Here is an 11,885-nt window from a genome sequence, read left to right as displayed (position 1 = left end):
AATGAGGTTTTTAAACAACAATAAAGTAAGTCTGCTGTGTGCAGGCTTGCTTTTCGCCAGCACTTTATTAGTAAGCTGCGATTCTGAAAACAACGGAGATTCAAATTCAGAATCTGGTACAGCAGAATTAAAGGTAAATCTGGATATGCCTTTGCAGACAATGGAAAGTTTTGGAGCTTCTGATGCGTGGCAGTGTAACTTTATTGGGAAAAACTGGCCTTCAGACAAAAGAAATAAAATTGCCGATTTATTATTCAGCAAAGATTTTGATGCCGATGGAAACCCAAAAGGAATCGGATTATCATTATGGCGTTTCAATCTTGGAGCAGGAAGTTCAGAACAAGGCGATGCCAGCGATATTAACGACGAATGGAGACGTACAGAATGTTTTACAACAGATGGCGTAAGTTATAACATGAACAAACAAGCCGGACAAGTTTGGTTTATGAAAGCTGCGAGAGAACGTGGTGTCGAAAAATTATTGGCTTTCGCCAATAGTGCTCCAGTTTACTTAACCCAAAACGGAAAAGCACACGCCACCATCAAAGAATTTTACAATTTAAAAGATGGAAAAATGCCAGAACTGGCTGATTTCTGGGCAAACGCTTTAGATAAATTAAAAACAGAACAAGGTTTAACAATCGATTATGTGAGTCCGTTCAACGAACCGCAATACGAATGGGACGGAACAAATCAGGAAGGTTCTCCGGCTACAAACGCTAACATTTACAGTTTCGTAAATATTTTATCTCCAAAATTACAATCAAAAGGAGTTGAAGCACAAATCGTAGTTGGCGAAGCGGGAGCTTATGAACCTTTGTATAAAACAGTTTCGGGTAAAGAAAGCAGATCCAACCAAGTTGATTATTTCTTTGGAGCCAATTCAGCTAAAAAAATCAGCGGATTAAGTAATGTAAAGAAAACCATTTCAGCACACAGTTACTGGCAGGCATGGCCTTTAAACGAAATGGTTTCTTCAAGACAATTGGCAGCTTCCAGAATTCAGGGAGCAGGAAACATCAGCCTTTGGTCGTCTGAATACTGCGTTCTGGAAAGTCCGGGAACATCTGAATTACCGGGCGGAGCAGGTGCAGGAAGAGATTTAGGAATGTCTTTAGCACTTTGGACAGCAAGAATTATCAATACAGATATTGCAGTTGGCGGCGTTACGTCTTGGCAATGGTGGACAGCCATTAGCCGCGGCGATTACAAAGACGGTTTAATTCACGTAGATGATGGCGCAAGCAATGGAGCCGGAAACTCAGATTATTGCAAAAACGACGGTTATATCAGAGATTCAAAAACACTTTGGGCATTAGGAAACTTTTCATTCTTCGTAAAACCGGGAATGGTAAGAGTGCAGATTCCGAGTGTAGATAATGCCACTTCCGTGAATGATGTAATGGTAACCGCATACAAAGATGCAGCAAATAAAAAGCTCGTTGTTGTGGCCGTTAACATCAGCAAATCGGCGAAAGCCTATAAATTAAATCTTGCAGGAGGAGCTTTAACAGATAATAAATTAACGCCTTATACCACTTCTGAAACTTTGAGTTTGAAGAAAGGAACTGCTGTTGATGCGACGAGTTTTGAGATTCCGGCTAGAGCGGTTGTGACTTATGTAGGAAGTTATAAGTAAGAATAAAAATTAACCGCAAGCAAAGGTCACAAAGAAAAATCGCAAGGTTCGCAAAGCTAATACTAAACTTAGCGAACCTTGCGTAAACCTTAGCGCACTTTGCGGTTAAAAAAAACAAAAAAATAAATGAGAAAAATATATATCTCGCTTTTATTGATAACAAGTTCGCTGTCATTTTCACAGCGAACTGCTATCATCAGCACAGATAATGTTGTACAAACCATGGACGGTTTTGGAGGTTCTGATGCCTGGAGAACCCAGTTTGTGGGGAAAAATTGGCCGGAGCAAAAAAAGAATGCCATTGCCGATTTACTTTTTAGCAAAGAAATTGATGCAGACGGAAATCCAAAAGGAATTGGGCTTTCAATCTGGAGATTTAATCTCGGAGCCGGAAGTACAGAACAAGGAGAAAACAGCAAAGTTTCTGATGAATGGAGAAGAAGCGAATGTTTTTTAAATGCTGACGGAACTTACGATTTCTCCAAACAAGAAGGCCAAAGATGGTTTCTACAGGCAGCCAAAAAACGAGGTGTCGATAAATTTCTGATTTTTACAAATAGTCCGCCGGTATCAATGACAAACAACGGATTATCTTTTGCATCCCAAAAGAATAAACTGAATCTAAAAGATGGAGCAATTCCAAAATTTGCCGATTTCTTAGTTCAAAGCATTCAGGGATTAGAGAAAAAAGAAGGAATCAAATTCGATTACATAAGCCCAATAAACGAACCGCAATGGGAATGGATGCCTAATAACGGAGATAAAAACAGTCAGGAAGGAACTCCGGCAACAAACGACGAAATTTATGCTTTGACGAAATCACTTTCTGAAAAACTCAAAGCCAATAAAATGAGTACAGAAATTGTAATTGCCGAAGCCGCCCAAATCAATTATTTATATGAAAATGTAAATGCCGAAAACAGGGATAATCAAATTGATTATTTCTTCGGAAAATCAAAAACGAATATTTCGAAACTTTCAAATGTAAAAAATGTGATTCTCGGACACAGTTATTTTACAACATGGCCTGTTGAAAAACAAGTTTTAAGCCGAAAACTAATCGCTGCCAATATCAAACAAACCCCGGGATTAAAATACTGGCAGTCGGAATACTGTATTTTAGAAAATCCTGGAGAAGCTGAAATTCCTGGCGGTTCAGGCGGAGGAAGAGATTTAGGAATGCAGACCGCTTTATTTGTAGCACGTTTAATTCACAATGATATTGCAGTTGCCAACGCCGCTTCATGGCAATGGTGGACATCCCTAACCAGAGTTGATTACAAAGATGGTTTAATTTACTTGGATGATGGAAAAAGCAACGGAGGAACTGAACCTAATTATGTTAGAAACGACGGAGAATTTCACGATTCAAAACTGCTTTGGGCTTTAGGAAATTATTCGCTTTTCGTACGTCCGGGAATGCAGAGAATTGATGTTCCAAACCAAAATGAATTAGACGCTGCAAATGATGTAATGTTAACCGCTTATAAAGATACAGCGAATAAAAAACTAATTGTAGTTGCAGTTAACTGCGGAAAATCTCCCCAAAAATACAAGTTCAATTTATCAAAAGGAGCCGTAAAAAACAACGAATTCACACCATACATAACATCTGAAAATTCAAACTTAAAAAGAACAGCAGCTCAGAAAATTAATGATTTAGAAATACCTGCAAGGTCTGTAGTGACATTTGTGGGAGAATTTCAATAAAAATAAAGTTAGTTTCAAGTTTCAGGTTTCACATTAGCGAGGAAACTGAAACTTGAAACCTGAAACAAAAAAACTCAGAACCTTAGCATCTCAGCACCTTAGAACCTTTAAAAAAATGTTTACAAAAAAAATCCTATTACCCGTACTTCTCTTCTCCTGTTTATCGGCATTTAGTCAGATATCATTTGGAGATTCACAAAAAATCAATGACAACTGGAAGTTTAATCTTCAGGAAACTCCGGATGCAAAAAATACAGCCTTTGACGATAGCAAATGGCAGTCCGTAAACGTTCCACACGACTGGAGCGTAAAAGGACAATTGAGTCCAACATTGGCAAGTTGTACAGGATATTTGCCGGGCGGAATTGGCTGGTACAGAAAATCAGTAAATATTCCGCAAAGCAAGAGTGGCGAAAAAGTCTATTTATACTTTGAAGGCGTTTACAACAGAAGCGAAGTTTTCATCAACGGACATTCGTTAGGAAAACGTCCAAATGGCTATATTTCTTTTGCTTATGATGCGACTCAATATGTGAAATTTGGAGGAGAAAACACAATCTCTGTTCGAGTAGATCACAGTCAAAGTGCCGATTCAAGATGGTACACAGGCTCAGGAATTTACAGAGACGTTTATTTAGTATACGCAAATCCGGTTCATATTGGGCAATGGGGAGTTTACGCTTATACGGAAGTAAAAAACGGAACAGGAACTTTAAATGTTGAGGTTGATGTAGAAAATGATTCAAAAGCAAAATCAAGTCTTACTATTGTAAACGAATTGATTTCAAAAGAGGGAAAATCGGTTGCAAAATCTTCTTCAAAAGTGGAAGTTGCAGCCAATCAAAACGGAAAAATTTCAACCAAATTAAGCGTAAAAAATCCGCAAATATGGGATTTAGAAAACCCGAATTTATATCAGCTAAAAACAACCGTTTTAAAAGAGGGTAAACAAATCGATCAAACCGTTACCAAAACAGGTTTTAGAACTTTTACATTCGACCCGAATAACGGTTTTGCCTTAAACGGAAAATGGATGAAAATGAAAGGCGTTTGTCTGCATCACGATGCTGGAGTTTTAGGTTCGGCAGTTCCGCGCGAAGTTTGGGAAACAAGACTAAAAACACTTAAAGAAATTGGCGTAAATGCAATCCGTACAAGTCATAATCCGCAAGCTCCCGTTTTCTATGAACTTTGCGATGAATTAGGAATTTTAGTTTTAAACGAAGCTTATGACGAATGGGAATTTCCAAAGCGTAAATGGCTGGAAGGTTGGAATTACGGAACTCCGGGATTCGAAGGTTCATTTGATATTTTTGCAGAATACGCAGAAAAAGATTTAGAAGATTTTGTTCGTCGCGACAGAAACCATTTATCAGTTTTTGGATGGAGTATAGGTAACGAAGTCGATTATCCAAACGATCCGTATTCGCATCCGGTTTTAGATAAAGGAAAAGACGGTTTCGGGCAGGCAGCTTACGGCGGTTACAAAAAAGATGCACCAGATGCCATGCGTTTGGGAGCCATTGCAAAACGTTTGGTAGCAGCAGTAAAAAAATATGATAAATCACGCCCAACAACTGCCGGATTAGCAGGAGTTGCCATGTCTAACGAAACAGAATACCCGGGCGCTTTAGACATTACAGGATACAATTATACAGAAAGTAAATACCAAATCGATCACGAAAAATATCCTAAAAGAGTAATCTACGGAAGTGAAAACGTACACGATATCGAACCTTGGCTTGCTGTAAAAAACAACAAACACATTTTTGGACAATTTTTATGGACAGGAATTGATTATTTAGGAGAATCTGGAAGATGGCCTTCAAGAGGATTTTACTCCGGTTTAGTTGATTTTGCAGGCATTATCAAGCCAAGAGGATATTTCCGTCAGTCATTATGGTCAGATAAACCAATGGCTTATATTGGAACTTATTCATTAACAAATGAAAAAGACATTTCTAAAGATGCATGGGCAATCTGGAACTACAAAGATGGGGAAAAAATTCGTGTAGTTTGTTATACCAATGCTGCAAAAGCACGTTTAGAACTAAACGGAAAAGTAGTGGGAGAAACCAAACTTTACGACGAAAAAACCGGAATTATTTATTGGGATATTTCTTTTACTTCAGGAAAATTAGAAGTAATTGGTTTAGATCAAAAGGACAAAGAAGTTAGCAGATATGCCATTACAACAACGCAGCAGCCAGTTGAATTAACCATTGCAGATAAAAACATTACCATTTCTAAAGACAAAGGCGTTGCCAAAATAATGGTTCAGGTAAAAGATCAAAACGGTTTACCTGTAATGCTTTCAGACAACGAAGTAACCTGCACGATAAGCGGCCCGGGAACTTTATTAGGACTTGAAGCAGGAAATAACAGCGACATGACAGATTATACAGATAATGTGCAAAGAGTATTTCATGGACATATCGCGGCTTATATTCAGGCAACTGGAGAAGCGCAGCCAATTAAAGTAACCTTTACAAGTCAATGGTTAAAACCAGTTGAGGTTACCATTAATGTAAAGTAGAAAATTTAAACACATAGGAACATAGCTTTTGAAAGCCTGAAAAAGGCGTTTCACTTGTTTCAATGCACATAGCTATGTGTTAGAAACTAGTTTCTTTTTGTATCCTTTAAAAATAATGAAATCTATGTTTCTATGTGTTTAAAAAAATAATTTCTTACATTTAAAATGTGTAATATACATTTATTTAATATGAAAATAAAAAATAAAATATTGGCATTCGGATTGGTTTTGATATCAATTTCAGCCAATTCACAAAACAAAACTTTCCAAAAAGACGAATTCAAACAATGGGCACAAACCCCGCCAATGGGTTGGAACAGCTGGGATTGTTACGGACCAACTGTTGAAGAACACGAAGTAAAAGCCAACGCCGATTACATGGCTAAAAATCTAAAGAAATTTGGCTGGGAATATGTTGTGGTTGATATTCGATGGTTTGTAGAAAATGACAAAGCAGGAGGCTACAACCAAACAGACCCGCGTTATGTAATCGATCAATATGGAAGATATTTACCAGCGGTTAACCGTTTTCCATCAGCAAAAGACGGACAGGGATTCAAACCTTTAGCAGATTATATCCATAAAAAAGATTTAAAATTCGGAATTCATATCATGCGCGGAATCCCGAAAAAAGCCGTTGAAGACAAACTTCCAATAAAAGCCGCAAACGGAGTTACGGCAGACCAAATTTATACTACCGCTTTGCAATGCGAATGGTTAAAAGATAATTATACAATTGTAGCAGATAAACCGGGAGCGCAGGAATACTATAATTCTATTTTTGAATTGTACGCACAATGGGGCGTAGATTTTATTAAAATTGACGATTTATCAAGACCGTATCACGAAGGCGAAATCAACTTAATTAGAAATGCAATTGACAAATGCGGACGCAAAATTGTATTAAGCACTTCGCCGGGAGAAACGCCAATTGAGGCTGCTCCGCACGTAACCACGCACGCCAATATGTGGCGTATGGTTGACGATGTTTGGGATACTTGGCCGCACATAACCCATTTAATGGATGTGGCTCAAAAATGGTATCCATACATTGCGCCGGGAACATGGCCGGACTGCGATATGATTCCGCTTGGACGTATTTCAGTAAGAGGAGAACGAGGCGAAGATAGAATGACTCGTTTAACAAAAGACGAACAATACACATTGATTACATTTTTCAATATCTTCAAATCACCTTTGTTTTTTGGCGGAGATTTACCAAGCAACGACGCTTTTACTTTATCATTATTAACGAACAAAAATGTGGTAAAAATGCACAACGAAAGCACAGCCGTAAAACAGCTTTTCCAAAAAGATGGACAAATTGCCGTGACATCAAGAAATGCAAAAGACGGCAGTATTTATCTGGCATTATTTAATATTTCAGATACGGCTTCGCAAAATGTTTCGGTAAATCTTTCAGATCTTGGCATTTCAGGAGAAGCAGATGTTTTGAATATCTGGACAAACGAAAAATCTAAAACAACATCAACAACAATTGCCGCCGACTTAAAACCACACAGTTCTGTTTTATATCAAATAAAAAGTAAAAAATAATGAAGAAAGCACATTTTAGCCTTGTATTATTTTTATCGATTTTTAATTTTCTACAAGCCCAGAATACAAAAGGAATTCCGTCCGTAATTGCCGAGAAAGATTTAACAGCCTATTTGTTTGTTTATTTCACAGGAAATTCCGTTGAAGAAGAGGCCGTTCGTTTTGCCGTAAGTGCTGATGGTTATCATTATTATCATCTCAACGATAATAAACCCGTTTTAGACAGTAAAATAATCAGTTCAACCGGAGGCGTTCGTGATCCGCATATTTTAAGAGGCGACGATGGGAAAACTTTTTATATGGTTTTGACCGATATGACTTCTTCAAAAGGCTGGGATAGCAATCGTGCCATGGTTTTGCTAAAAAGTACCGATTTGGTAAACTGGAAAAGCAGCGTAGTAAATATTCAAACCACTTTCTCAGGAAACGAAAACCTAAAACGAGTTTGGGCACCGCAGACTATTTATGACGCCAAAGCCGGAAAATATTTAATCTATTTCAGTCTGCAATATGCAGGAGGTCCGGATAAAATTTATTACGCTTACGCGAATAAAGATTTCACAGCTCTGGAAAGCGCGCCAAAATTATTGTTTGTACCAAAATCTGAAAGAGCCTGTATTGATGGCGATATAATTGAAAAAGACGGCGTTTATCATCTTTTCTATAAAACAGAAACGGAAACGGCAGGAATAAAAGTGGCCACAACAACCGATTTAACTTCGGGAAAATGGACAGAAAATGATAATTATTTACAGCAGACAAAAGACGGCGTTGAAGGTTCAAGCGTTTTCAAACTAAACAATTCAGACGAATATATCCTAATGTATGATGTTTATACAAAAGGAAAATATCAGTTTACTAAAACCAAAGATTTAGAAAACTTTACAGTAATTGATAATGATATTTCAATGGATTTTAATCCGCGTCACGGAACGATTTTACCCATTACCCGCTCTGAATTAAAAAGAATCACAGACAAATGGGGAATGCCTGCAAAATATCCAAAAGTAAACAATAACCCAGTTTTAGAAGGTTATTATGCTGATCCTGAAATTCTATATTCCAACAAAACAAAAAAATATTATATCTATCCAACAAGCGACGGTTTTGACGGCTGGTCTGGAAATTACTTCAAGACTTTTTCTTCAGATAATTTAAAAGACTGGAAAGACGAAGGAATTATTCTTGATTTAAGAAAAGATGTAAGCTGGGCTAACCGCAATGCGTGGGCGCCGTGTATTGTAGAGAAAAAGATAAAAGGCAAATACCAGTACTTCTATTATTTCACAGCAGCGCAAAAAATAGGCGTGGCAGTTTCAGATAATCCTGAGGGGCCTTTTAAAGACAGCGGAAAAGCATTAATAAGCACAAGACCCGAAGGTGTAAAAGGCGGTCAGGAAATTGATCCCGATATATTTACAGATCCTAAAACTGGCAAAAGTTATTTGTACTGGGGAAATGGATATATGGCTGTCGCCGAATTAAATGCCGATATGATTTCGATAAAAGAGGAAACAACGAAAGTAATTACAGTTGATGAAACCTTTCGCGAAGGAACTTATATAATTTACAGAAAAGGAACGTATTATTTCCTGTGGAGCGAAGACGATACCAGAAGTCCGAATTATAAAGTGAGGTACGGAACCTCAAAATCACCTTTAGGGCCAATCGAAATCCCAAAAAATAATATTGTGATTCAGGGAAAACCAGAAGTTGGAATTCACGCAACCGGGCATAATTCCGTTTTGCAAATTCCAAATAAAGATGAATGGTATCTTGTTTACCATAGATTTTCTTATCCAACCGGAATTAAAATGGGAGATGCTGGAGGATTTCATCGCGAAGTCTGCATTGATAAATTAGAGTTTAATTCAGACGGAACTATAAAAGAAGTAATCCCAACTCATACCGGAGTCGACGGTTTAAAATAAATTTTGTAACTTTATCCTTTCTAAAAGCCATTCCTCACAAAGGAGTGGCTTTTTTTGTGGATTACTTATATAAGTAAAACGCCATATTGAATTTTTAAATCATAAGGTAAAATTTATAATTAGATTTAATTACAACCTCTGGTTATATTCTATAAGCTGACTTGTAAGAAAAAAAAGCTGATTATGCGTAATATTGCGAAATGATGTGCTGTTTACCACTGCAGTATTTTCAAATGTATTTAAGCCGAAAACAATTTTTTAGAAAACTTTCTCACCAGGTTTTCTTTAAAGAGATTTAATTATTTATCATTATGTTCATTTTCCTCACTAATGATCAGGTACAATTTCAGTACGGATCAAAACAATGGCAGTACAATTTTAATGAAATTGTAGAACTTGGACTGCTCAAAAAAAAGAAAACCTATCTTTTTGAAAACGGCGCTTTTACTGCCGTAACTGTTTTAGCCTATTACTGCATGATTTTCACCAATGTAATGGAGCTATATTACTTAATTCCAACGCTATTGTGCTATTCTTTTCTCATTATTCTGCGGTTTAATAACAAGGCAGAATTTGACTATTTTGTGATTGTAAAAGACATCTACAAAAAAGAAACTAAAGTAAAAATAGACGCTTTAGACCGTCCGGCAATTGGAAAACAAATAGATCAGTATTTGAATTTTGAATTTGAACGGATTTTAAAAACAACCAACTAAATATAACAATGAACCAACTATTAACTGAGATTTCCAGTTACGATCTGGCTTTTATAGTTATTGCTCTCGTATATGGTTTCATAATTATAATTAGAAAAAAATAAGCAAATCCTGTTTCACCGACCTACAGAAACAGCATTTGTAATTACCCCAAAATAAAGCTGCAATACCCCCCTAAGTTCAGTTGCGGCTGTTTAAGTTACAAACGCCCTCCCTCCAAATCAAACTTATGGCAACTTCAATAAAAAACAAAATAAAAAGCATTAGAGAGTTAAAAAATTACACTCAGGAATATATGGCAGATCAACTTGGTGTCACTCAGGCAGGTTATAGTAAAATAGAAAAAGGAAGAACAATATTATCCTATGTGAAATTAGTAGAAATAGCACGGATTTTAGAAGTAAGTGTAGAAGATATTATAAGTTTTGACAGTCAAAGATATTTCAACAACTATAATACTGTAAAAGGAAATAGTAACAACGGAAGCATATTAATTAATTCAAACAACGACGAAGCATTAAAAGAACTTTATGAAGATAAAATAAAACTTCTCGAAAAACTTTTAAATAAAACAGAAGAAGAACTAAACCGATATAAAATGAAGTTTGGTCACATATAAACTAAAAACGAGGCTTAAGAGCCTCGTTTTTTTGATATCTTTTTGCAGTTAATTATGCAGTCTGATCATCTGTATCTGCATCAGGAGCATTCTTTTTTACCGACTCGATTCCGTTTTCTCTGGCCGAAACACTTTCGTACATTTCACTTGCCCCAATATTTTGTCCGTTGCTGGCTTTTAAATTAAAATAAGGTTTGCCATTACTAGATTCTTTTCTGTCATAACGATTATCGTCCTGAGAGTTTGTTTTAACAGATTCAATTCCGTTTAAGGCCGCTGCTTTTGTCGAATAACCTTCGCTGGTCAAAATGGTCTGGCCGTTACCAGCTTTTAAATTGAATTGAAATTCACCATTGGTTCTTTTAGTAATTACAAATTTTCCCATGTAGTTCTTTTATTTAAGTTAACTAAAATATTTTGCTATTGATAAAAATACAAAACTTCATAATACAAATGATATTGCAAGAAAAAATAATTGTTTACAATTTGTTAAGCATAATCTGGAGATTTTAAAATCTAATAAATTAGCATTTAAGTGTAATAAAATTCTGTAAATTTGAAATAATATTAAAATTACACAATATGAAAAATGTATTGATTTTGCTAATCACTGCAGTTCAATTTTTGTCTTGTAACAGCAAGAAAAATGAAGAAAAAACAAATACTGCAGCAACAGATTCAACAGCTGTAAAAGTTGAAAAAAGTACAGTCGAAAATGTTTTGGTTTATGAAGGAGTACTGCCTTGTGCAGATTGCAGCGGCATTCAAACCGTTCTTAAAATTTATCAGGGAAACGGAACAATGGAAGGACAAAAATTTGAACTATCAAGTATTTACAAAGGAAAATCGCCTGAAAAAGAGTTTGTTGAAAAAGGAAACTTTAATACAGAACGAGGTTTAGAAAACGATCCCGATGGAACCATTTTCGTTTTGAATTGGGATAAACCTGTCGAAAAGCAATCGTATTATGGTTATTTAAGTTCAGACACCAAAAAAATCTATATGCTGGATCGCGAGCGAAAAATAATAAAATCAAAATTGAACTATTCTTTAGATCTAAAAAAATAAATCAAGCCGATTTTTAATTCAGAATATTATAAACTTAAATCGCTTTACTGCCTTTAAGTTTATAATATTTTTTATTTTTAGAGGATGAAAGAACATCAATACCAATTTC

At 36.1% G+C, this 11,885-nt stretch carries 9 protein-coding genes; 8 read left to right on the top strand and 1 reads right to left on the bottom strand.

What is annotated here, in order from left to right; translation table 11 throughout:
* Position 1 precedes the first annotated feature (1 nt).
* The 7 genes from B3C18_RS15785 (at position 2) to B3C18_RS15755 (ending at position 10,708) form a co-directional block, all read left to right on the top strand.
* Positions 2 to 1,639, top strand: a complete 1,638-nt coding sequence (locus B3C18_RS15785; RefSeq protein ID WP_291148530.1) for a glycoside hydrolase — start codon at positions 2 to 4, stop codon at positions 1,637 to 1,639.
* Positions 1,640 to 1,765: 126 nt separating this feature from the next.
* Positions 1,766 to 3,349: a glycoside hydrolase gene (locus B3C18_RS15780; RefSeq protein ID WP_291148527.1), complete on the top strand. Its 1,584-nt coding sequence runs from the start codon at positions 1,766 to 1,768 to the stop codon at positions 3,347 to 3,349.
* 115 nt (positions 3,350 to 3,464) lie between these two features.
* Complete coding sequence (locus B3C18_RS15775; protein WP_291148524.1) at positions 3,465 to 5,885, top strand: sugar-binding domain-containing protein; 2,421 nt, start codon at positions 3,465 to 3,467, stop codon at positions 5,883 to 5,885.
* A gap of 189 nt (positions 5,886 to 6,074) precedes the next feature.
* A complete protein-coding gene (locus B3C18_RS15770; RefSeq protein WP_291148522.1) occupies positions 6,075 to 7,442 on the top strand; it encodes a glycoside hydrolase family 27 protein in 1,368 nt (455 codons plus the stop codon).
* Positions 7,442 to 9,373: a family 43 glycosylhydrolase gene (locus B3C18_RS15765; RefSeq protein ID WP_291148520.1), complete on the top strand. Its 1,932-nt coding sequence runs from the start codon at positions 7,442 to 7,444 to the stop codon at positions 9,371 to 9,373. Before B3C18_RS15770 ends, B3C18_RS15765 begins: the two co-directional genes overlap by 1 nt.
* Positions 9,374 to 9,684: 311 nt before the next feature.
* Complete coding sequence (locus tag B3C18_RS15760; protein ID WP_291148518.1) at positions 9,685 to 10,089, top strand: hypothetical protein; 405 nt, start codon at positions 9,685 to 9,687, stop codon at positions 10,087 to 10,089.
* Between the two features lie 229 nt (positions 10,090 to 10,318).
* Positions 10,319 to 10,708, top strand: coding sequence for a helix-turn-helix transcriptional regulator (locus B3C18_RS15755; RefSeq protein WP_291148514.1), 390 nt, complete (start codon positions 10,319 to 10,321; stop codon positions 10,706 to 10,708).
* A 52-nt stretch (positions 10,709 to 10,760) separates the two neighbouring features.
* Here the strand turns inward: B3C18_RS15755 and B3C18_RS15750 are convergent, their stop codons facing one another.
* Positions 10,761 to 11,093 carry a YegP family protein gene (locus tag B3C18_RS15750; RefSeq protein WP_291148512.1) on the bottom strand — a complete coding sequence of 111 codons (333 nt, stop codon included), beginning with the start codon at positions 11,091 to 11,093 and terminating at the stop codon, positions 10,761 to 10,763.
* Positions 11,094 to 11,290: 197 nt separating this feature from the next.
* Between B3C18_RS15750 and B3C18_RS15745 the strand changes: the two genes are divergently transcribed.
* On the top strand, positions 11,291 to 11,776 hold the full coding sequence (locus B3C18_RS15745; RefSeq protein WP_291148510.1) for a copper resistance protein NlpE: 486 nt from the start codon (positions 11,291 to 11,293) through the stop codon (positions 11,774 to 11,776).
* The last annotated feature ends 109 nt before the right edge of the window (positions 11,777 to 11,885 follow it).

Source organism: Flavobacterium sp. UBA7680 (genome assembly GCF_002482975.1).
Lineage (GTDB): Bacteria > Bacteroidota > Bacteroidia > Flavobacteriales > Flavobacteriaceae > Flavobacterium.
The sequence above is the reverse complement of the archived record's forward strand: the minus strand, read 5'-3'. Positions and strand labels throughout refer to the sequence as shown.